The sequence below is a fragment of the Ruegeria sp. P8 genome (genome assembly GCF_056534665.1).
In genome coordinates, this window is sequence record NZ_JBQERC010000029.1 from 1 (window position 1) to 21,218 (window position 21,218).

19 protein-coding genes are annotated in these 21,218 nt (G+C 55.1%); 15 read left to right on the plus strand and 4 right to left on the minus strand.

The features are described from left to right. Positions 1–122 precede the first annotated feature (122 nt). Together ACR0BZ_RS18880 and ACR0BZ_RS18885 are read right to left on the minus strand one after the other, a co-directional pair. A complete protein-coding gene (locus tag ACR0BZ_RS18880) occupies positions 123–1,475 on the minus strand; it encodes an aminotransferase class III-fold pyridoxal phosphate-dependent enzyme (protein ID WP_480920996.1) in 1,353 nt (450 codons plus the stop codon). Between the two features lies 1 nt (position 1,476). After that, positions 1,477–2,289, minus strand: a complete 813-nt coding sequence (locus ACR0BZ_RS18885; RefSeq protein WP_480901118.1) for an IclR family transcriptional regulator — start codon at positions 2,287–2,289, stop codon at positions 1,477–1,479. A gap of 106 nt (positions 2,290–2,395) precedes the next feature. Here ACR0BZ_RS18885 and ACR0BZ_RS18890 point away from each other — a divergent pair, with 106 nt between their 5' ends. The 7 genes from ACR0BZ_RS18890 to ACR0BZ_RS18920 all read left to right on the plus strand — a co-directional run bounded on the left by ACR0BZ_RS18890 (position 2,396) and on the right by ACR0BZ_RS18920 (position 8,817). Beyond that, positions 2,396–3,325 carry a tripartite tricarboxylate transporter substrate binding protein gene (locus ACR0BZ_RS18890; protein WP_480920997.1) on the plus strand — a complete coding sequence of 310 codons (930 nt, stop codon included), beginning with the start codon at positions 2,396–2,398 and terminating at the stop codon, positions 3,323–3,325. 62 nt (positions 3,326–3,387) lie between these two features. Next, positions 3,388–3,924, plus strand: a complete 537-nt coding sequence (locus ACR0BZ_RS18895) for a tripartite tricarboxylate transporter TctB family protein (protein WP_480484908.1) — start codon at positions 3,388–3,390, stop codon at positions 3,922–3,924. Positions 3,925–3,934: 10 nt separating this feature from the next. Then, positions 3,935–5,467, plus strand: coding sequence for a tripartite tricarboxylate transporter permease (locus ACR0BZ_RS18900; RefSeq protein ID WP_480489336.1), 1,533 nt, complete (start codon positions 3,935–3,937; stop codon positions 5,465–5,467). A gap of 8 nt (positions 5,468–5,475) precedes the next feature. Beyond that, positions 5,476–6,990 (plus strand): aldehyde dehydrogenase, encoded by a 1,515-nt coding sequence (locus tag ACR0BZ_RS18905; protein WP_480920998.1) that lies wholly within the window; start codon positions 5,476–5,478, stop codon positions 6,988–6,990. Continuing rightward, complete coding sequence (locus tag ACR0BZ_RS18910; protein ID WP_480920999.1) at positions 6,987–8,225, plus strand: Tm-1-like ATP-binding domain-containing protein; 1,239 nt, start codon at positions 6,987–6,989, stop codon at positions 8,223–8,225. Before ACR0BZ_RS18905 ends, ACR0BZ_RS18910 begins: the two co-directional genes overlap by 4 nt. Positions 8,226–8,461: 236 nt before the next feature. After that, positions 8,462–8,698, plus strand: coding sequence for a hypothetical protein (locus ACR0BZ_RS18915; protein WP_480921004.1), 237 nt, complete (start codon positions 8,462–8,464; stop codon positions 8,696–8,698). Next, positions 8,641–8,817 carry a hypothetical protein gene (locus ACR0BZ_RS18920; protein WP_480921005.1) on the plus strand — a complete coding sequence of 59 codons (177 nt, stop codon included), beginning with the start codon at positions 8,641–8,643 and terminating at the stop codon, positions 8,815–8,817. The genes ACR0BZ_RS18915 and ACR0BZ_RS18920 overlap by 58 nt, the downstream gene beginning before the upstream one ends. Positions 8,818–9,041: 224 nt before the next feature. Here the strand turns inward: ACR0BZ_RS18920 and ACR0BZ_RS18925 are convergent, their stop codons facing one another. Then, positions 9,042–9,803 (minus strand): helix-turn-helix transcriptional regulator, encoded by a 762-nt coding sequence (locus ACR0BZ_RS18925; RefSeq protein WP_480921000.1) that lies wholly within the window; start codon positions 9,801–9,803, stop codon positions 9,042–9,044. A 128-nt stretch (positions 9,804–9,931) separates the two neighbouring features. Between ACR0BZ_RS18925 and ACR0BZ_RS18930 the strand changes: the two genes are divergently transcribed. The 8 genes from ACR0BZ_RS18930 to ACR0BZ_RS18965 all read left to right on the plus strand — a co-directional run bounded on the left by ACR0BZ_RS18930 (position 9,932) and on the right by ACR0BZ_RS18965 (position 20,447). Further along, complete coding sequence (locus tag ACR0BZ_RS18930; RefSeq protein WP_480921001.1) at positions 9,932–11,908, plus strand: CocE/NonD family hydrolase; 1,977 nt, start codon at positions 9,932–9,934, stop codon at positions 11,906–11,908. A gap of 21 nt (positions 11,909–11,929) precedes the next feature. Beyond that, a complete protein-coding gene (locus tag ACR0BZ_RS18935; protein WP_480484902.1) occupies positions 11,930–13,495 on the plus strand; it encodes an ABC transporter substrate-binding protein in 1,566 nt (521 codons plus the stop codon). An 85-nt stretch (positions 13,496–13,580) separates the two neighbouring features. After that, positions 13,581–14,519, plus strand: coding sequence for an ABC transporter permease (locus tag ACR0BZ_RS18940; RefSeq protein ID WP_480484901.1), 939 nt, complete (start codon positions 13,581–13,583; stop codon positions 14,517–14,519). A 12-nt stretch (positions 14,520–14,531) separates the two neighbouring features. Further along, positions 14,532–15,389, plus strand: coding sequence for an ABC transporter permease (locus ACR0BZ_RS18945; RefSeq protein ID WP_480484900.1), 858 nt, complete (start codon positions 14,532–14,534; stop codon positions 15,387–15,389). Further along, the gene (locus ACR0BZ_RS18950; RefSeq protein ID WP_480484899.1) at positions 15,386–16,366 is read left to right on the plus strand and encodes an ABC transporter ATP-binding protein; all 981 of its coding nucleotides are present in this window, start codon (positions 15,386–15,388) and stop codon (positions 16,364–16,366) included. The genes ACR0BZ_RS18945 and ACR0BZ_RS18950 overlap by 4 nt, the downstream gene beginning before the upstream one ends. Next, on the plus strand, positions 16,363–17,286 hold the full coding sequence (locus ACR0BZ_RS18955) for an oligopeptide/dipeptide ABC transporter ATP-binding protein (protein WP_480921002.1): 924 nt from the start codon (positions 16,363–16,365) through the stop codon (positions 17,284–17,286). Before ACR0BZ_RS18950 ends, ACR0BZ_RS18955 begins: the two co-directional genes overlap by 4 nt. A gap of 12 nt (positions 17,287–17,298) precedes the next feature. Next, positions 17,299–18,945 (plus strand): amidohydrolase, encoded by a 1,647-nt coding sequence (locus tag ACR0BZ_RS18960; protein ID WP_480921003.1) that lies wholly within the window; start codon positions 17,299–17,301, stop codon positions 18,943–18,945. Next, a complete protein-coding gene (locus ACR0BZ_RS18965; protein WP_480773690.1) occupies positions 18,945–20,447 on the plus strand; it encodes a M81 family metallopeptidase in 1,503 nt (500 codons plus the stop codon). The genes ACR0BZ_RS18960 and ACR0BZ_RS18965 overlap by 1 nt, the downstream gene beginning before the upstream one ends. A 280-nt stretch (positions 20,448–20,727) precedes the next feature. On the opposite strand, the gene ACR0BZ_RS18970 is transcribed toward ACR0BZ_RS18965, so the two are convergent. Next, positions 20,728–21,218: hypothetical protein (locus tag ACR0BZ_RS18970; protein ID WP_480901108.1), on the minus strand; the 491-nt coding region annotated here is incomplete at its 5' end.

The window sequence follows — 21,218 nt, forward strand, 5'->3', positions numbered from 1 at the left end:
TCTACCAAAGTATCGAAAAACAAATGGGACAAGAAAAACTCAACCAACTCCTCGACCTGCTCGAAGAACTCCAAGCCGTCAAAGTCTGACCCCGCCTAGTAACGGCGAGGTCAGGGAAGATTTCAAAGGCTCGCCAAACCGGTATCCAGCGCCGACAGGATCTTGGACACATCGTCAGACGTGATGATCAGTGGTGGCGACAGAATAATGTTGTTACCCGACACCCGGACCATGACACCGTCATCATATGCTGCCTTCTGCACCTGCAACGGAAGATGCTTGGCAATCGGTGCTTTGGTGCTGCGATCCGAAACCAGTTCCAGCGCGCACATCAGGCCCTCACCGCCGCGCACGTCGCCGACCACGTCGTACTTGTCGGCCAGCCTTTTCAGGCCGGTAAACAGTTCAACCCCACGAGCGGCGGCGTTCTCCCACACCCGCAGGCGGTTAATTTCCGCAAGTGCTGCCAAGGCTGCTGCCGCTCCGACCGGATGGCCGGAATAGGTGTAGCCCTGATCGACGGACGCTTTGCCAGTGGTGTCGCGTTCGAACACTTCGGCAACTTGACCGGAAATCATCGCAGCGCCGAATGGGAAATACCCGTTCGTAATAGCCTTGGCCGTCGTCATAATGTCCGGCTGCACACCCCAGTGCCGGGCTCCGCTTTCGCTGCCGGTGCGGCCAAAGGCTGTGATAATTTCATCCGAGATCAACAGAACGCCGTGTTTCGAGCAGACCTCGCGCACCAACGGCATGAAGCTCTCGTGCGGTGAAATTACACCACCAGCACCCAAAACAGGTTCCATGATGAACGCTGCAACAGTATTTGCACCCTGGAACGCAATCTCAGCTTCCAATGCTTTGACGCAAAGCTGTGCCAAACGCTCGGGATCGGTCTCGTCGAAGGGATTGCGATAAGTCCATGGTGCCGGGATGTGGAAACATCCAGGCATCATCGGTTCGTAGGCAGCACGGAACTTCTGGTTGCCATTGACCGACGCTGCAGCGAAATGGGTCCCGTGGTACCCCTGTTTCAAGCTTATGAATTTGGTGCGCCCGTCCTCGCCGCGTACCTTGTGGTACTGTCGTGCCAATTTCAGTGCGATTTCAACCGAATCGGAGCCGCCCGAAGTAAAGAACGCGCGGGTCAATCCATCTGGCTCGAAGAACCGGGCCAGCTCGTATGACAATTCGATCGCCTTGTCGTTGCTGGTGCCACGGAAAGTTGAATAATAGGGCAAAGCGCTCAGTTGGTCGGCAATCGCCTGCTTCACTGGCTCGCAGGAATAACCCAGATTGACGTTCCACAACCCTCCCACGGCGTCGATGGCCTTGTGGCCGTCGACATCGATGATGCTAACCCCTTCACCGCCAACCAAAATGGTCGGCGGGTTCTTTTGGCTGTCGGCAGGGTGCGCCATCGGGTGCCAAAAATAGCGGGCGTTGTTTTCCTTAAGGAAGTTGGAATCCTTCATTTCAAAATTCTCCGGGAATTTCGTCCGACCGAACACTCGGTCGAAACTCAGTTGGAAAGTTTGCAGGAGCCTGGCCACCAAAGATTGCCGTAAGCTCTTGCGAAACTTGTTTCAGGGTATTCAGTAGGGGCGGCTGCCGGTCGCCTGCGGTTCTGATTTCAGGAACCGCGAATGAAACCGTCCCAAGCGCCAGTTGATCAATTCCGAAGACCGGGGCTGCAAAGCCATGAACACCGGTTTCGAAACTTCCGTTACTATAGGACCAACCGGTTTCCTTTACTTCGACGAGACGTTCTTGAATGAGTTCAAGGTTCGTTAGCGTAGAGGCAGTAATACGGGGCAAGTCGCGATTTTTGAGGCCTTCCAAAAGTGCGGGAGGGCCAAAACAAAGCATGCACAACCCTGAGGCTGTGGCGTTGAGCGGAAGGACTTCCGTGGGGTCTAGGCTAACTCGAACGCTGTGCTGAGTTGTCTCGACCACTAGCGCCGTTTGAAGAACATCATTTTCCAGAAGAGAAAGGTGCAGGCTTTCTCCTGCTTGTTGCATCGCGGCCTGCATTTTGAGGCGCGCTGCTTTGAGGCCGGGATTTGCAATCTCGCGTAACGCGGCAAGACGCAGTGCCGCCGGGCCAATCATATAGGATTTTGTTCCCTGATTCTGCTCGATCAATCCGAACTCTTCCAGTTCACGCAGATGCCGAAGAACAGTCGCCTTATTGACACCAGATAGCCGAGCCATCTGGGTCAACCCGATTTCGGGCCGTGCGTTGGAAAATAACTCCAACAATCTCAGCGCATTAAGAGCAGTTCCCATAAGTTACTCCTCCTCCTTAAGAGAATACTTGACACAATGTAATTAACAACGCAACAATAAACATGACTTGCGGGTTCATTATGTGAACCAATAATGGGAGGAGTCCATGAAGAAAATTCTTACCGCTGCCGTAATGGCGATCTCTGCATCAGCTGCTTTCGCTGAGTATCCAGAGAAACCTGTATCCTTCGTCGTTCCGTGGCCTCCGGGCGATCTGGAGGATGTATTGACACGTCTGATCGCAGATGAATTTCAGGAAATGTACGGCGTGCCGGCAGCAGTCGTGAACAAGCCTGGCGGTGGCGGTGGTCCGTTCCCGGGTGCTGTCGAAGTCGCGACTGCTCCGGGCGATGGCTATACGGTCGGCTCTTTTGTAATAGGCGTGCCGGTGATTGGCCCCGAGATTGGCATTCCAGAGCTGAACCCCAACCCATTTGACCCAATTGGCATCTTCCTGACCTATCCGTTCGTGATAGCGTCCAGCAAAGACGCACCCTTCTCATCTTGGGAGGAGTTGGTGGAACATGGCAAAGATAACGATGTTGCACTGGGGCATTTCGGCTCTGTCCTGCCCCCCACCCAGGTGACATTCGCAGCTGCTGTCAGCAGCGGGTTTGATTTCGCCAGTGAAGCCGCATTTGATGCTCTGGACTGCAACACCCTGACTTCAGGCGACGTGGACGTGATCAACACGACACTTCAACTTATACTACCCTGCTTAGATCAGGTGAATGTTCTGGCCAGCATCGGCGGTGAGCGGATTCCCCTGGTCCCTGACACTCCGACTGTTGTCGAGCTAAATCCTGACCTGCCTTTGGCACTATGGAACGGTCTGTTCGTTCACAAAGACACCCCGGCAGAGGCGCGCGAGAAGATCGCGGCAGCCGCTCAAAAGGCTCTGAGCTCCGACAAAGCTAAGCAGCTTGCCGAGGAAACAGGTGCACTGATCTACTGGCAGGACCCGGACGCCTCCAACGCGCAGATTGAAAAAGACAAAGCCTCTTTCGCCAAAATCGAAGAGATTCTGGGCGAATAACTCAAGATTGGCCCGGCAGGATTCAAACTGCCGGGCCTATTTTAATCGGTGGGGAGGTAGAGATGATCGCGAAAACCTTACAGGACATGTTCAAACGATATCGCCGTCCTGGCGATGTAGTTTTTGCGTTCGTGTTCCTTGCGTTTGCTGTCTTTTTGTTAATGCAGCTGGACGAGCAGACACAAATCGTCAAGCGAACCAAGTGGTTTGCGCAACCCAGTCTTTGGCCAATGATAGCCCTCTGGGCCATGGTGATTTTCGGATTTCTGCACTGGCTCAGTTCAGCAATGTCACAGCGGCGTCACGGACGGTGGACCGAAGTGGCATTCTGGTTGAGGTCGTTTGAATATGTTTTCTACTTCCTCGTTTACGTAAAAGCTGTTCCCTTGCTTGGGTATCTTCCCGCGACGGTAATATTTGCCGTGTTTTTGGCAATTCGCACCGGGTTTCGCGATGCTAAGGGTATCGGTTGTGCCGCATTGTTCGGCGTTTGTGTCACGGTCATCTTCAGGGCTTTCTTGCAGGTGAAAATCCCGGCCGGCGCTCTCTATGAGTATTTACCCGACACGGTTCGCGCGTTTGCGCTGACGTATCTTTGAGGTTTCGCTGATGGATGCTCTATTATCAGGTTTTTCGATACTTGCGCAGTGGCCGGTAATCGTTGCGCTTTTGATCGGGTCAATCGGAGGCGTGATTATTGGCGCTCTGCCAGGGGTGGGAGCGCCGGTGGCAATTGCCATTCTGTTACCCGCCACTTTCGCGTTTGAACCCATCGTTGGCCTGACCCTGCTGCTAGGCATCTATGGGTCCTCGATGTATGGCGGTGCAATCCCTGCCGTCCTGATCAATACACCGGGCACTGCAGTCAATGCCTTGACCACCTATGACGGCTATCCAATGACGAAGCGCGGCCAGGGTCATCGGGCGTTGTCACTGGCCTATTCGGCGTCATTTTTTGGAGGCATCTTTTCGATAATTTGCCTTATGCTCTTGTCTCCCGTCCTAGCACTCGTTGCCCCGCATTTTGGCAGCCGTGAGATTTTCCTAGCCGCGTTGCTTGGCATCATATTGGTAATTCTCGCTCATCGCGGCCAGATCTTTGCAGCGGGCATGCTGGCGGCATTTGGTCTGTTCTTGAACACTGTCGGGCTGGAGCCGGTCAAATACACCCGTCGTTTCACGTTCGAGCAAAGCTGGCTGGCTTCTGGGGTAGACCTGATTGTTGTTGTGCTGGGGCTGTTCGCAATCAGTCAGGCATTGCTTCTGTTGCTGGAAAAAAACCATGCACCGGGTGAAGCACATGTTGGCGGAAGCATCTTTGCGGGATTAATAGAGCTGCTTGGCCTCAAGCGTATTGCAACCGTGTCATCCAGCATCGGCGTGTTCATGGGCATGGTGCCGGGCACCGGCGAGTTCACCTCGCAATTCCTGTCATACACATACGCACAAAAAACCTCTAAAAATCCAGAAGCCTTTGGCGATGGTTCGCCCGAAGGGCTGGTGGCTTCTGAATCCGCAAACAATGCTGTTCCCGGAGCGGCGATGATCCCGCTGCTGGCGCTGGGTATTCCTGGCGAGGCACTGACGGCAATGATGTTGTCAGTCTTTTACGTGCACAATGTGATACCCGGGCCGCAGCTGTTCGAAAACCAGATGGATTTCGTCATGGCCCTCTATATGGCGTTGATCCTGCTGAACGTGATCGTTCTGGTGTTTTTGCTGTTCTCGACCAACTTGCTGCTCAAGATCATTCAGATTCCAACTCGTTTTCTGGGCATCATGATCCTGATCCTGGCGTTTGTCGGCGTATACAGCCTGCGCAACTCGATCACCGACTGTGCATTGGCCGCGGCATTTGGAGTGTTCGGTCTGATCCTCAAACGGCTGGACTTGCCGATCGTTCCGATCATCCTCGGCATGGTTTTGGGCGGCATTATGGAGGTCAAGCTCCGCAGCGCCATGGCTCGGGTTAATTCACCGCTGGATTTTGTTGATAGACCGATTGCCGCCATCTTGTTCGGTATGATTGTTCTGATCCTCATTCTGCACTTTCGGGCTCTGTACTTCGAGTTCAGAAATAAGCTGCGACCAGAACCAAACGCCGAACCCGTCGATGCAGATCACCCAAATCAACAAGGTTGAGAATATCCATGGATCAGTCCCTAATCGACGCGCTGCGAATGCAGCAAGTCGCCCCGCGCGGCCACTTCATTAACGGCAATTTCACTGACGGTGAAACGGGTGCGCAGGTTGAAGTGTTGTCCCCCATCGATGGCCAACCTCTGACTAGGATCGCCGATGGCAGCGCGGCGGACATTGAAGCTGCCGTCCTGGCCGCTCGGGTTGCATTCGAGGACGGGCGATGGTCCGAAATGGCACCGTCAGGGCGCAAGAAAGTGTTGCTGAGGCTGGCGGATCTGATCGAAGAGCGTGCGCTGGAAATCTCTGTTCTGGGGGTGCGCGACAACGGCACCGAGATCAGCATGGCCTATAAAGCCGAGGCGCTTTCGGCGGCGGCGACATTTCGGTACTATGCCGAAGCAATCGACAAGATTTATGGCCAGATCGCGCCAACAAGTAACGATATTCTTGGCCTGGTACACCATGCCCCGGTCGGCGTGGTGGGTGCAATCGTACCGTGGAATTTTCCGCTGATGATCGGCAGCTGGAAGATTGCTCCGGCCCTTGCGGCAGGCAATTCCGTAGTATTGAAACCCGCAGAAAGCGCTTCGCTCAGCCTTTTGAAGATTGCTGAACTGGCTGCTGAAGCCGGGGTTCCGGATGGCGTGTTCAACGTCGTGACAGGTCGCGGCTCGGTTGTGGGCGAGGCACTGGCACTGTCGATGGATGTGGACATTATGGTGTTCACTGGGTCAGGTGCGACGGGTCGTCGGTTGCTGGAGTATTCAGCTCGTTCCAATCTGAAGCGCTGCTACCTTGAGTTGGGCGGTAAGTCAGCCAACATCGTCTTCAACGACGCCCCGGATCTGGCCGAGGCCGCCAAAGTGTCCGCGGCAGGTATCTTCCGCAACTCCGGTCAAGTCTGCGTTGCTGGCTCTCGCCTTCTTGTTCAGGAAGATATCTACCAGGATTTCGTGGCCGAAGTCTCGCGCCATGCTGAAAACTTTCGCGTCGGCGATCCGCTGGACCTGAACAGCCAGATTGGTGCCGTTCACAGCCTGCCGGAACTTGAGGCCAATCTGGATTTTGTTGCCAAAGCCGAGGCGGAAGGGGCAGAGCGGCGCACCGGTGGTAATCGCATCCTGATGGAGAGTGGCGGCTATTATATGTCTCCGACCGTAATGGCCGGGGTAAAAGAGACGGACCACTTGTTTCAGAACGAAGTCTTTGGCCCCGTTCTGGCGGTGACCCCCTTCAAAAACGAAGAAGACGCGATCCGGTTGGCGAACGCCACCGTGTATGGCCTGGCTGGCGGTGTCTGGACATCTAACCTTGGCCGCGCCCACCGTATGGTGGCTGGTATCCGCACAGGCGTCGTGCATGTGAACACCTATGGCGGTGCTGATCTGACCGTACCGCTTGGAGGAGTGCGCCAGTCCGGCAATGGGCACGACAAGTCTTTGCACGCGCTTGAGAAATACTTCTACCTGAAAACGGCCTGGATCAAGCTCCGAATGGCGGCGGAACGAAGGAGGAGCTTATGACTATGAAAACGATCCTGCTGATCGGCACCTATGACACGAAAGAAGCCGAGATGCGTTTCATTGAAAACGCAATTCGCGAACAGGGCGCTAATGTACTGACAATGGATGTCTCAGTGCTGGGTGATCCCAAGACGCCAACAGACATCTCAAAGCACGACGTCGCTTCTGCCGGTGGCATGACCATTGATGAAGTCATCGCACAGGGGGATGAAAATAAAGCTTTTCGGGTAATGTCCGCGGGTGCCGCAAAAGTGGTTGCCCAGGCCTATGCCGATGGCCGCTTTGACGGGATGCTGGCCACCGGCGGTACCATGGGCACCGATCTGGCACTGGACTGTGCACAAGCGCTGCCGATGGGTGTACCAAAATACATTGTGTCCACTGTCAGCTTTTCTCCGCTGATCCCTCCGCATCGTCTGGCGCCGGATATTCAGATGATCCTGTGGGCCGGCGGGCTCTATGGTATGAACTCGATTTGCCAGTCTTCACTCAGCCAGGCAGCCGGGGCAGTTGTTGGCGCGACCAAGGCCGCTATTGCACCAGACCGCAGCAAGCCATTGATTGGAATGACCAGTCTTGGCTCGTCTTGTCTGCGCTACATGAAAACGTTGAAACCGGCGTTGGAGGAACGCGGTTTTGAGGTGGCGGTTTTCCACTCTACCGGCATGGGTGGCATGGCATTTGAAAAGCTGGCTGGCGAGGGCGCATTTGCCTGCGTGATGGATTTCTGTATGCAGGAATTCGGAAATTTTATGGCGGGCTCTGTCGTGTCCAGCGGCGAGGAGCGTGTAACCAGTGCAGGTCGCGTAGGCACACCGCAGATGATCGCGCCCGGAGCGTTGGACCTGTTGGATTTCGCGGGCTGGCAGGACATCCCCGACCAATATTCTGATCGTCCGTTTCACGTGCATAACCGACTGATCAAGAGTTCCGTCTTCAATGGGGATGAACGCCGCGCTTGGATCCGTGAACTGGCCAACCGAATGGAGGCCGCAACGGGACCTGTCCACTTTTTCCTGCCTGTTCAGGGGGTTGAAGCATGGGACAAAGAAGGCGAGGCGGCGCATGATCCTGAAGCACTGGCAGATATGGTGGATGAGGCACGCAAGGTTATACCGGGTCGTGTGCCGATGACGGAACTTGACGCTCATATCAACGACAACGCGTTCAGCGAAGCGGTCCTCGTGCAATTTGATGCCTGGGTCGAGCAGGGTGTGATCAGCAAAAATCGCTGACCTTCGTCATTCCAACAAATGCATTTAACCTTCGGACGCCGTGGCGCCGCCTCGAGGGATACCTGCGAAAGTTGCATACCATTACAGGAAAAAGGTCAGCTTATTGCCGACAAGACAAAGCTGCTTGGACCCAATGTATTATCCCTCTAAGGCGACCCGGTCCATTTTGTTAGGGGTGAAGGAGTATCCTGCCAGGTATCGTGACACTGGGGAAACCAAAGACGAACGGCCATCCGGTGGGTGGTGTTGTTACACGAGCAGAATTCTTTGTTACTTTTCTTAAGTGCTATCGCTATTTCAGTACGTTTGATAGCAACCCCGTTTCCTGTGCTGCAGCGATCGCGGTATTGGAAGAGATCAAAGACAGCAATTGCTGGAGAGCGCGAAAAATGTGGGATTGCATGCTCGCAAATGAATGGAAGCGCTGGCTCAGAAACGTGCCGTTATTGGAAACGCACGCGGATTCAGTCTGATCTTCGGTGCAGAAATTGCTTTAGACCGCGACGGCAAGGAACAAGGATATCGGCTTTCGCATATCTGGACGAGTAATACGAGAAAAGCGATCATTCTGATGGACACGTCTCCGGTTTGATTGGACCAGACAGTGACTATCGGAGCGGAACGCTCGAATTGATCGTGTCACTATGAACTGTTGGGTCACTATTTATGGGCTACGGTACAAAAACGGTAACGTCCCTAGTACCTTTACACCCGCACACCACCAAAAGGACACGCGTAAACAGAACAGCAAAGCCAAATTGATATGCCGGGTGTGATCCTGAAAAAACAGAGCGTCACATACATCCTTCCGACACTTCACTCCTCGGTAAGGTGTTTCCTGACAGTTGGATCAATCTTGGTACTATGGGTTGAGTAGATACCACAGGCGGCAATGGCCTCGCGCGCAGTTACCCTCTCGTGCAGGCGCTTCCAGATTGTTTTGGCGGCATAGGGATGCGGGTAAGGGCGCCAAGCAACACCCATAGTCATTCCCCGCAGATACTTTAGTTGCTGGCGGTGCGCTGAATATAAGATGGTATTGGCAACGCTGCCTTCGCGCATCAACTCATGTTCGGTTATAAATATCCTGTTTCCCCGCATTGTCACCAAACCAACGTAACGAGAAATCTGGTGCATGCTTTTGTCTTGTGATGTGGCAATTTCGCGGGACCGGATTGTGAAAAGCCCATCAACTTCCTGAATACGGATTAACGAACAAAATATCTTCCCTTCCCAGGAAGGCGTGCAGAAAAACGAGTGATAGAAACCAACATAGCGCCTGAGGTTTTTGTGTTGGCCCCGAAAAGGATCCAGAAACGCGTCTGCGGGCGTTTTTCCGGTTGGTGGTAAGACGTCCTTTAGCATTTGCTCAAAACGAGCAGCTTCAGCGAACAGTTCGGCTTCTGTCAGGCCGAAATGGCGCGCGATCCGACGCATGTTGTGGGCCGAAGGCAGGCTGGAGCCATTCAGATACCGATTGAATTGCTGCCGGTTGACGCCAATATCCCGACAAATCTTTGAAATATTGCCGTGTTCTGCGCATAGCGACTTCAGGTTGGCAGAAAAATACTGGGACATGGAAAAACCTTTCGCGATTTGACGCTATTACGCTGCAAATAGCATCACTTCGCATAAGATTGCACAATTTGTTTTTTCTGCAAATTGTTTTCTTCTTCGGCATCAGTTCGCAAAAAACAAGCTCTCGGATGCCAGTTAAAACCGTCGAAAACACATGGATCACACTCTCCGACGGGCGGAGGCTTGCTGCTCGACTCTGGTTACCCGAAACCGGTCCAGCTCCGGCCATTCTGGAATACCTGCCTTACCGCAAACGCGACGGCACAGCGCCCAGGGATGAAACAACACATAAGGTATTTGCCGAGGCTGACTATGCCTGCGTTCGGGTTGATATCGCCGGTACGGGCGACAGCGAAGGGCAATTCGAAGATGAATACTCGGAACAGGAACTGAGTGATGGTGAAGAAGTCATCGCATGGATCGCAGCGCAGGATTGGTGCGACGGTCACGTTGGGATGATCGGAATATCTTGGGGTGGGTTTAATGGTTTGCAACTGGCTTTCCGGCAACCGCCTGCGTTGAAGGCTGTCGTCAGCGTCGCCTCGACCGTGGATCGCTATGCAGATGACATCCATTTCATGGGTGGTTGCCTGCTGAGCGACAACATGAACTGGGGCAGCCAGATGTTCGCCTATCTGACCCGACCTGCGGATCCGGCCTTACGTTCAGACTGGCGAGAGGACTGGCTTGCGCGGCTGCAAAATGCTCCGTTCTCTGCCGCAGATTGGCTGCGTCATCAGACGCGGGATGCTTATTGGAAGCGCGGCTCGGTTTGCGAAGATTGGTCTGCGATCCAAGTCCCGGTTTTAGCCATAACCGGCTGGGCAGATGCGTATGTCAACGCCCCGACAGCTTTGGCTGCTAACCTGACATCGCCCACCAAGGCGGTCATAGGGCCGTGGGAACATCGATATGCGCATATCTCGAAAATTGATCCTGTGGATTTCCATTCTGAAGTCATCGGCTGGTTTGATCGATGGTTGAAAGGACAGGAAAATGGCGCCGAAGATCTGCCTGCGTACCGGACATACATGCAAGAGCATTTCAACCCGACGCCGAAAAACGGCCCTCGACAAGGTCGTTGGATAGCCGAAGGTCGTTGGCCATCACCGCACGTACACGAACAGATCTGGCATCTGGGACCGGGCGGGTTCTACACTAGCCCATCCCAAGGCTTTGCAACTATTGCGTCGCCTTGCCATGTCGGCAAGCAAAGCGGGTATTTCTGTGCGGGTATGCGCGTCGATAACGAGCTGCCCGGCGATCAGGCAAGCGACGATGCCTTGTCGCTGAGTTTTGACAGCGCGCCGTTGCTTACGTCGATGGAATTGCTGGGGCGGGCAAATCTGAAGTTTCGGTTTTCGGTGGACAAGCCCGTCGCCCAGATTGTTGCGCGCCTGTGCGATGTATCGCCCGAGGGTATTTCACAGCGCATTAGCTATCGGTCGTTGAACCTGTGCCATTACCGCAGTCATGAAGCGCCCGAAATCTTACATCCCGGTGAGATTTACGAGGCCGAGATTGCCCTGAACGAATGTGCACATCGATTGCATGAGGGTCACGTGTTGCGGCTGGCCATGTCGACATCCTACTGGCCTATCATCTGGCCGTCGCCAGATCTGGCAGAGGTGACATTGCACTTGCAGGATTGCGCTCTGCATCTACCGGTGCGCGAAGTGTCGCGGGAAATCCAGGCTTCTGAACCCGGTCCGGCGCAGAAGTTTCCGGTTCTTGACGCCGAGCAATTGCGGGTGCCAACCGCGCGATCCGAACATACCGAAACCGAAGATGGCCGGATCGTGCTTGAGACGTTTGATGACTATGGTAAATCGCGCGATCCCTACCACGGCCTGATTGTCGGCAGTGATGTGCGCATGCATTACGGCATACATCCGGATGACCCGGCCACTGCCCGGTTTGAGACGGCCTGGAATTTCACTTTCGAACGGGCGGAGTGGCAGGTTGCCATCTCGACCGAGTGCCGCATGAGTTGCGACACGCAGAATTTCTACCTCTACCGCAAACTTCGCGCCACCGAAGGTGCCGATGAAACCGAAGTCCTGACAAAGGAATGGTCGGAAACCATTCCACGCGGATTTCTCTGACTTAATCCTAGGGAGGATACTATGAAGATAGAATGGACAAAGGCCAATGTTGGTCGTCGCGGGTTCCTGAAAGGCGCAACCGCGCTTGGAGCGACCACGGCGCTTCCGATGGGGTGGGCAAATCGCGTATTTGCAGCAGACGACGGTGTTCTGCGGGTACGGGCCTATGGCGATGCACAGAATATGGATCCGGCCCACTCGGTTGGTGTCGTGGAAGAAGAGGTACATGCCTCGATCTACAACAAGCTGATCCAGTATAAGCCAGGCGAGGAATGGGGCTGGCAGCTCGACGCGGCAACGATGATCGAGCAGGTTGACCCCACCCATATCAAGTTTGCATTGCGTGACGATATCGGCTTCACCAACGGCTTTGGCGCCATGACCGCCGAGGACGTCAAGTTCAGCATGGAACGGATCGTGGATGACGCGACCGACAGCCCAAACAAACCCGACCTGGGACCGTTCAGCCATGTTGAAGTGACCGGTGAACGCGAAGGGACGATTGTGTTGAACAAACCCTTCGCACCGATTTGGTCCATTGCCCTGCCTTACATCACCGGAAACATTGTTTCGAAAGCAGCGGTCGAAGCAGCCGGTGGCCGGATCGGTGCTGATCCGGTGGCAGAGTCCGGCCCATATCTGCGGGACAGCTGGTCGCCCAAGGAAAAAACGGTTCTTAAGCGCAACCCTGACTGGAAGGGCGATGCTCCGACATGGGACACAATCGAGATCTATCCGATCGACGACGAAAACACCGCCGAGATCGCGTTTGAAGCGGGCGAACTGGACGTAACTCGCGTGTCGCTGGGTTCAGTCGAACGTTATCGCGCTGGTGTTCCCAATGGGGGATCGCTGGTTGAGAAACCCTCGCTTTACTATGTCTGGATGGGAATGAATGTTGAACATCCAAAGCTGCAAAATCAGAAGCTGCGACAGGCGATTCAACATGCCATAGATGTCCCCAGCATTCTGGAGGCTGCCTATTTTGGTGCAGCCGAGCCGGCAACCGGGATCATTGCTCCGGGTCTGGCTGGGCATCGGCCGTCTTCGCTGGTGCCACCTGAGGCAAATTTCGAAAAAGCGGCTCAACTGCTTGCGGAATCGGGTGAAACCAACGTCACTCTGACCCTCGACACGCTAAACAAGACAACGTTCACGACAACTGCACAGATCATTCAGGCGACGCTGGCGCAAATCGGTATCACAGTTGAGGTGAATGTTCTGGAATCCGGTGCGTTCTGGGCGTCTGGCGACAACGAAAACCTGCAACTTGTTCTGAACCGCTATTCGATGACGCCGGACCCGTATTATGCGACGTCGTGGTTTACGCCCGAGCAAATTGGCAAGTGGAACTGGGAACGCTTTAACAGCGCAGAGTTCAACGAAATCCACGAAGCTGCGGCTGGGGAAACAGATATCGCAAAGCGGGCTGAAATGTACCAGCGTGCGCAGGACTTGATGGAAGAAAGCGGTGCCTATCGCTTCATCACACACGAGGCAACACCGGTCATTCACAGCGCAGGTGTCATTCCTGCATTGCGCCCGGACGGGCTGTCGCTGCTGCGTTACTTTGGCAAGTCGACCTGACCTCCCCAGGTCGACAGGGAGCGGCGGGCGCTGACACTCGCCGCTCCATAACCAACGCCATCCAGCCACAAGGAGCCAGTTGGCCATGCTGAACTTCGCAACCCGTCGCTTCGGGCTGTCGCTGCTCATCCTTTTCGTGGCGGTCACCGTCATGTTCCTGATGATCCGCGCTGTACCAGGCGATCCGGTCCAGATCATGCTGGGTCCGCGCGCCACACCCGAGCTTCAGGCCCAACTCACCGCCGCACTTGGTCTTGATCAACCGATCTGGAAACAGCTGCTGATCTTTTACTCGAACCTTTTGCAGGGTGACCTTGGCACCGATGTCTTCTCGGGTCGGTCTGTGACTGAGATTGTGTTTCAGCAATTGCCGTTCACTCTGGAGCTGATTTTTGCATCAATCCTGTGGTCCGCAAGTCTTGGTATCGCACTTGGCGCTTATGCGGCTGCGCATCCAAACACGATGATCGACCGGATCGCCGCCGCAATTTCCGTCAGTTTTGTTGCCGCTCCGGCCTTTGTTGTTGCGCTTTTGGCTTTGTTGGTTTTCGCCGTTAATTTGCAATGGTTTCCCGCCATTGGGGCAGGAGAGGGGTTCTGGGACCGCCTTGACCATCTGGTTCTGCCAGCATTCGCCATAGGGCTCAGCTGGGTAGGATATATCGCACGGCTGGTGCGGGCGTCGATGCTCGAGGTCATGGGTGAAAGCCATGTGCGTACGGCCCGGGCCTTTGGTATCGCGGAACGTCGCGTGGTCATGGTTTACGCATTGCGTATCGCAATTCTACCCGTGGTCACCGTGATCGGGGTCGGGATGGGCTTTCTGCTCAGCTCAGCCGTTTTTGCCGAAATCGTTTTTGCCCGACCAGGCTTGGGTAAGCTGGTCATCGACAGCATCACGACCCGAAACTATCCGATTGTGATGGGTTCGGTCCTTGTATCAACGGCACTGTTCGTTGTGTCGACCGCCTTGGCCGATCTGATCAACGCGCTACTCGATCCACGCGCACGCACGGCTCATTAGGGAGGCGGAGTGATGGTAAAATCTCGTTCCGAACTTGGCCAGATCATAGTCGGGGTTGCCCGCGACCCGCTTGGGTTAATGGGTTTGATAATCGTTGGGACCATCGTGTTCTGCGCGATATTTGCTGCCTGGATTGTGCCTTACGATCCCATTGCCATGGATATCAAATCCCGCCTGCAAGGGCCGTCCGCGGCGCATCTGTTGGGCACGGATCAGCTGGGTCGCGATACGTTTTCGCGGGTGATTGCTGGGGGGCAGGTTGCGCTTAAAGTGGCGCTGCCAGCTGTTTTCGGCGCGATGGCGATTGGCCTGACTTTGGGCATGATAGCCGGGTACGGACCAAAATGGCTCGACAACCTGCTGATGCTGTTTTTCGATACCATCCGGTCCTTTCCGACGGTGATGTTTGCACTGGCTGTTGTGGCCCTTGTCGGGCCCAGCTTGCAGACAGTTGTATTCGTGGTCATGGCGACCTCAATCCCGACATATGGGCGCGTGGCGCGAACCCAGACCCTGACGCTTCGCAATTCTGAGTTCATTCTGGCAGAGCGATCAATGGGGGCCAGCATGACACGTATTCTGGGTGTGCACATGCTACCCAATATCATCGGGGTTCTGGCTGTTTTGGCAGCCATGGATATACCCACCGTCATCGCGCTGGAGGCCGGGCTGTCATTTTTGGGGTTGGGTGTGAAACCCCCGACACCCAGCTGGGGAGCTTTGCTCAAGGATGGCTATTCCCTGATCCGCCAAACACCGTGGCTGGTGGTGGGCGGGGGCCTGCCGATCATTCTGGCAACACTTGGATTCACTTTCCTGGGCGAAAGCCTACGTGATGTGGTCGACCCGAAATTGAGGAAACAGCGATGACCGATACACTGCTGGAAATCGACCGCCTGAGTGTTGACTACGAAACGGGCCGTGGCGACCTTAAGGCCCTGAGGAACATCACATTCAACGTCAACAAGGGTGAAATTGTTGGTATTGTCGGGGAATCCGGATGCGGCAAGTCCACCCTGATCTCATCCATCCTGCGCCTGACCGCCCCCAATACGCGGTTCCGTCAAGGTGAGGTTCGTTTCAAAGGGCAGGACCTGTTGAAGGCTTCCGAGCGTCAGATGCGCGACCTGCGCGGTGCAGACATATCCATTGTCTTCCAGGATCCGATGCAAACGCACAATCCGGTTCTGACCATCGGGCAGCAGATGCTGGACATTCAGCATCGCTCAAAGCAGTCAAAGGCGGATAAATTGACCCACGCAGCCAAGATGCTGGGTGCTGTCGGCATCCCCGATCCCGAAGCGCGCCTGAAGCAGTATCCGCATGAGTTCTCAGGTGGGATGCGCCAGCGGATCGCCATAGCAATGGCGTTGATGTCCGAGCCGGACCTCTTGATCGCGGATGAGCCAACCACTGCATTGGACGCCACTCTTGAGGTACAGATCATCGAGCGCCTACAAGAATTACAGCGCGAGTTTCATTGTGCCATTCTGTTTATTTCGCACCATCTGGGCGTGATCGCGGAACTCTGCGACCGGGTGGTGGTGATGTATGCAGGAGCCGTTGTCGAAAGCGGCGATGTGCGTGAGATTTTCCACAATCCCAAACACCCCTATACACGTCGTCTGATCGAATGTGATCCCGGCCACATCAAAGAACGCGCTCGCGTTTTGCCCACCATCCCCGGTGAAGTGCCTGATCTGGCCAACCTGCCCGGTGGGTGCATCTTTCGGGACCGTTGTGATCAGGCCATGGCGCGCTGCGCGACCGATGTGCCGCCACTGGATCAACTGAAAGAAGGCCACCACGCCGCATGCTGGCTGAACCACGAGGAGGTCGCAACATGAGCTTGCTGAATGTCGTGGATCTTAAAACCAGTTATGGACCGGTCAATGTTCTGGCGGGTGTCAGCTTTACCGTAGAACCTGGCGAAACTTACGCTCTGGTTGGTGAAAGCGGATCGGGTAAGACGACGGTAATCCGCGCGATTGCAGGTCTTGCGCCTGCACAGGACGGTTCGGTCACGTTCGAAGGTCGGGAAATTCGGGGCGCGCCGGAAAGCGTCATGCGCCCGCTGCGTAAAGACATGGCGATGATGTTTCAGGACCCGGTCGGTAGCCTGTCGCCCCGCCTGACAATCCGCAGCCTGATCACCGAACCCTATCGCATTCAGGGTATGAAGGATCGCGATCTGGATGCCGAGGCCAAGCGCCTATTGGAAATGGTGAACCTGCCCGCGCATTTTGCCGATCGCTATCCCTATCAGCTGTCAGGAGGTCAGGCCCGGCGCGTGGGCGTCGCGCGCGCCCTGGCGCTGGAACCCAAGCTGATCCTTGCGGACGAGCCGACTGCCGGTCTTGATGTCTCGGTCCAGGGTGAGTTGCTGAACCTGCTCAACGATCTGCGCGAAAGGCTGGGGCTGGCGATGGTCATCATCACGCACAACCTCAGCGTCGTGCGCCACGTGGCCGACAGAATGGGCATCATGTATCTGGGCCGTTTGGTCGAGGAGGGTACAACCGAAACGATCTTCAACGATCCGCGCCATCCCTACACCCGCTGCCTTCTGAGCGCCAACCCCGAGCCGGACCCGGATGCGCGACTGGAACGGATCGCTCTCAAAGGGGAACCTCCCAGCCTGCTCAGGCGGCCATCTGGCTGTGAGTTTCGCGAGCGTTGCCCCTTTGCCAGAGACATTTGCACCCAAACCCCGGAATGGGAAGTAAAGGGCGGCCATGGGCTGCGTTGTCTGGCCCCGCTGTCGTAACTAGGAAATCCAATGCCAAGCACACTCTACTTCAACGGCACCATCCTGACTATGGATGCGCAGAACTCTTCACCAGAGGCGGTGCTGACTGACGGCAACAGAATTCAGGCAGTGGGGGCCGAGGCTGAGTTGCGCGCCCGCATGCCTTCGGATGCGCACGAGCAAGATCTGAAGGGTCGTACCCTGATGCCCGCCTTTATCGACCCACACGGGCACTTTCCCGATCCCGGCTTTGTCAGGCTGTTCCGTGTCGATCTGTCTTCGCCGCCTTTAGGGGATTGCAGAGACATGTCACAGGCGTTGGACAGGCTTCACGAAAAGGCGAGTGCAACACCCTTGGGTGAATGGGTCATGGGGGTGTCCTTTGACAATACGTCCATTCTGGAAGGTCGAATGCCCACACGGGCCGAACTGGACGGCGTGTCACAACGCCATCCAATCTGGGTCATTCACGCGTCGGGTCATAATGGCGTGGCAAATTCTCTCGCGTTGGAAAGACGCGGGATAACCCGTGAAACTCCTGATCCAGAGGGGGGCCGTTATGGCCGCGATCCGGAAACCGGAGCGCTGACCGGATTGATGGAAGGGCTGTCGGCCATGGGTGAAATGGGCGACACTGATTTCCTGATTGACCGCGACCGGTTTTGGCGGGGTTTTGACGCCTGCCGCAGCGAATACCTGGCCCATGGTGTGACCTATGCCCAAAATGCCTGGGCATCGCAGCCCATGCTGGACCACTTCGCCAGCCTGCCTGCGGATCAGGATCCGGGAATTGACATCGAGCTTTTGCCCGTCGGAGATCTGGAGCCAGTGTTATCTTCGCGTTGGATTGGAACGAGCTGGCCGGGCAACCCGCATTTTTCGCTGGGTCCGCGCAAACTGTTTACGGACGGGGCGTTTCAGTTACAGACCGCGTATTTGTCCGCTCCATATTTCAAACCTGCCAGCCCTGATAATCCTTGTGGAATGACCTATACCTCGCAAGAGCAGCTGGTTGCGGATGTAGAAAAGCTCCACAGTCAGGGCTTGCAGATTCACTGCCACTGTAATGGCGATGCCGGTGCCGAGATGTTCATAGATGCGGTGGAAAAGGCGCTTGTTGCACACCCGCGCCAGGATCATCGACACACCATTATCCATGGCCAGGTTCTGAGGGATGACCAATTGGAGCGTATGGCCCGGCTTGGTCTGACCGTCAGCTTCTTTCCCGCCCATGTCTTCTTTTGGGGGGATCGTCATTACGATACTTTCCTGGGACCCGAGCGAGCCGAACGGATATCGCCAGCGGCGTCAGCCGAACGGTATGGCGTGCGATACACGATCCACAACGACGCCTCGGTCACACCGACGCGTCCAATCCATCTTGCCCATTGCGCGGTGAACCGAAAATCCGCTTCTGGCCGTGTGCTTGGCGAGGATCAGAAGATCAGCGTTATTTCAGCCCTGCGGGCCCAAACCATCGAAGCCGCGTGGCAGGTGTTCAAGGAAGATCAACGCGGATCCATAGAAACGGGTAAAATTGCAGATTTTGTTGTTCTTTCGCGCAATCCACTGCACGACCCGGACCGCTTGTCAGACACTGTCGTGCTTGAAACCATCCGCTATGGCGAAAGGGTTTTTTCCGCTGTGTGTACTGAACAAGAGTTTGAGCACGCATAATGGCGACCAAGCGTATTGTGATTGCGGGGTTTCAACATGAAACCAACTGTTTCGGTGTAACGAAAGCTGGGATGCCTGAGTTTGAGATGGCGGATTCCTGGCCGGGAATGCTGCATGGTTCACAGGTTGTTCTGGAAACCGAAGGCATGAACCTTCCGATCGCGGGTTTCACCGCCGCGGCACAGGCAGCGGGATTTGATGTCATTCCCGTTTTGTGGTGCTCTGCCGAACCGTCCGCCCATGTCACCGATCATGCATTCGAAACGATCTGCGGGATGCTGTTGGACGGAATATGGGGCGCAGGCCAGATTGACGGTGTCTATCTTGATCTGCACGGAGCTATGGTCTCCGAAAGCCTTGCTGACGGTGAAGGAGAGCTTTTGCGTCGCGTTCGTGAAACTGTGGGTCCAGACGTTCCAGTGGTTGCAAGTTTGGACCTTCACGCCAACATTTCCACCGAAATGGTCGAACACTCAGATTACCTGTCGATTTTTCGCACTTACCCACATTTGGATATGGCGGAAGCGGGTGCACGATGCGTTCCAGTCTTGCGTCGCCTGCTGGCGGGTGAAACCCTATACAAAACGTTCCAACCGGTGCCTTACCTGATCCCCCTGCATGCGCAACACACGGGTTCTGCGCCGATCAGTGATATCTATCAATTGCCTGTCAGGTTTGAACAGCAAGGCATTCTGGCAGAGATCGCTCTTGGTTTTACGGCGGCGGATTTTCCTGACACCGGTCCATCCTGCCTTGCTTATGCCTTGACTGCTGAAAAAGCGGCTGCCGCTGCCAAAGAGATTGTCAGCATGTTCCTGTCCCGTGAGGCCAATCTTGAATGTAAGATGTTGTCTTTGGAAGAGGCCGTTTCTACATGTCGTCAAAGGCGCGAAAAACCCATCGTTCTAGCCGATGTTCAGGACAATCCGGGCGCAGGCGGAACGTCAGATACAACGGGGCTGCTGGCCGCTTTGATTGAGGGCGGGGTAAAAAACGTTCTGATGGGTCTGTTCCATGATCCGGAAAGTGCCATTCAGGCCCATGCGGCAGGGGAGGGCGCACGGATCATTTTGGCTATCGGCGCAAAGTCGAACCTGGCCGGACATGTTCCATTCAGGGCAGAGTTTGAAGTGCTTTCCTTAAGTGATGGCACATGCCGCTATACCGGTGAAATGTATGGCGGCGGAACAGCTACGCTTGGCAAGACAGCTGCGCTTCGCTTGGTTGGACACGACGCCGAGATCGACCTTGTCGTCACAAGCATACGAAACCAATGCCTGGATCGCGCACATTTCACACATATCGGGTTAAACCCTCTGAGTTATTCGGTGATCTGCGTCAAAAGCACAGCGCATTTCCGGGCGGATTTCGAACCAATTGCAAGCCATGTATATGCGGTCGCTGCGCCTGGGGTTTTCCTCTGCGACCTTGGAAAGGTCCCTTATTCTTGTATCAACAGAAGGTTGGCCAACTGTCGCCATACCTCCTTTGACGTGACGTGAAACGAAAGTTTGTTGACGTGCGATACGCCCCAATGGATTCAAATATCTCAACCCCGAAGAGTCAGCCTTGAGCCGTCCACATAAACCTGACCCCAATTGGATCTTGAATACGATTCCCTGAGGCCAGTTGACCCAAGTCTTTCTCAGAGCCTGTTACAACGCAAAGGCAACTTGCACGTCACTGAATCGTTTCTTCGGCATAGATACACTTCTTTCGCACCAGAAATGTATCCGAGGCAATCGCAGCGCGATCAGCATCTCCTACAGAGCGGGGTCAACATTACCAAAAGAAGCTGTCATCCTCCATCAAGGATGCAATTGTCAGGTTGGCATCCTCTTCTGACACATTGTCTGTGGCTTCATGCCACACAGCTTCCAGGATGGTTGTCGAAGGCCCGTAAATGTTGTTTTTCACGCAAGAGACAACCAATCCATAGATATCTTCCTCATTCTGGAAGGTGGGCAAGTCTGGCACGAATTCCAGATAGTCGACATCTTCGTCCCATTCGGAGGCACCGGACTCCTCGGCCACCGTCACGGTATTGTTTTCGGGTGCCAACAAAGCGCTCAGTTTTGGTTGAGCAGGACCGATGGTCCCATTTCCATCAATATCGTGACTGTAGAAGATTTCGACATCCACAACATTGGCGATGCTAACACCGCCTTGGTATTGCCCCGAAGCATCCGTGGTCCATTCAGCATATGACCCGTTCGCATTTTGCCACAGCACCTTGTAGCCACCGCCCGAAGCTTCGGCCTGAAGCGCCTGCC

Coding starts and splice junctions, on each gene's coding strand:
- ACR0BZ_RS18880 (WP_480920996.1), bottom strand. CDS start 1,475: ATGAAGGATTCCAACTTCCTTAAGGAAAACAACGCCCGCTATTTTTGG.
- ACR0BZ_RS18885 (WP_480901118.1), bottom strand. CDS start 2,289: ATGGGAACTGCTCTTAATGCGCTGAGATTGTTGGAGTTATTTTCCAAC.
- ACR0BZ_RS18890 (WP_480920997.1), top strand. CDS start 2,396: ATGAAGAAAATTCTTACCGCTGCCGTAATGGCGATCTCTGCATCAGCT.
- ACR0BZ_RS18895 (WP_480484908.1), top strand. CDS start 3,388: ATGATCGCGAAAACCTTACAGGACATGTTCAAACGATATCGCCGTCCT.
- ACR0BZ_RS18900 (WP_480489336.1), top strand. CDS start 3,935: ATGGATGCTCTATTATCAGGTTTTTCGATACTTGCGCAGTGGCCGGTA.
- ACR0BZ_RS18905 (WP_480920998.1), top strand. CDS start 5,476: ATGGATCAGTCCCTAATCGACGCGCTGCGAATGCAGCAAGTCGCCCCG.
- ACR0BZ_RS18910 (WP_480920999.1), top strand. CDS start 6,987: ATGACTATGAAAACGATCCTGCTGATCGGCACCTATGACACGAAAGAA.
- ACR0BZ_RS18920 (WP_480921005.1), top strand. CDS start 8,641: ATGGAAGCGCTGGCTCAGAAACGTGCCGTTATTGGAAACGCACGCGGA.
- ACR0BZ_RS18925 (WP_480921000.1), bottom strand. CDS start 9,803: ATGTCCCAGTATTTTTCTGCCAACCTGAAGTCGCTATGCGCAGAACAC.
- ACR0BZ_RS18930 (WP_480921001.1), top strand. CDS start 9,932: ATGCCAGTTAAAACCGTCGAAAACACATGGATCACACTCTCCGACGGG.
- ACR0BZ_RS18935 (WP_480484902.1), top strand. CDS start 11,930: ATGAAGATAGAATGGACAAAGGCCAATGTTGGTCGTCGCGGGTTCCTG.
- ACR0BZ_RS18940 (WP_480484901.1), top strand. CDS start 13,581: ATGCTGAACTTCGCAACCCGTCGCTTCGGGCTGTCGCTGCTCATCCTT.
- ACR0BZ_RS18945 (WP_480484900.1), top strand. CDS start 14,532: ATGGTAAAATCTCGTTCCGAACTTGGCCAGATCATAGTCGGGGTTGCC.
- ACR0BZ_RS18950 (WP_480484899.1), top strand. CDS start 15,386: ATGACCGATACACTGCTGGAAATCGACCGCCTGAGTGTTGACTACGAA.
- ACR0BZ_RS18955 (WP_480921002.1), top strand. CDS start 16,363: ATGAGCTTGCTGAATGTCGTGGATCTTAAAACCAGTTATGGACCGGTC.
- ACR0BZ_RS18960 (WP_480921003.1), top strand. CDS start 17,299: ATGCCAAGCACACTCTACTTCAACGGCACCATCCTGACTATGGATGCG.
- ACR0BZ_RS18965 (WP_480773690.1), top strand. CDS start 18,945: ATGGCGACCAAGCGTATTGTGATTGCGGGGTTTCAACATGAAACCAAC.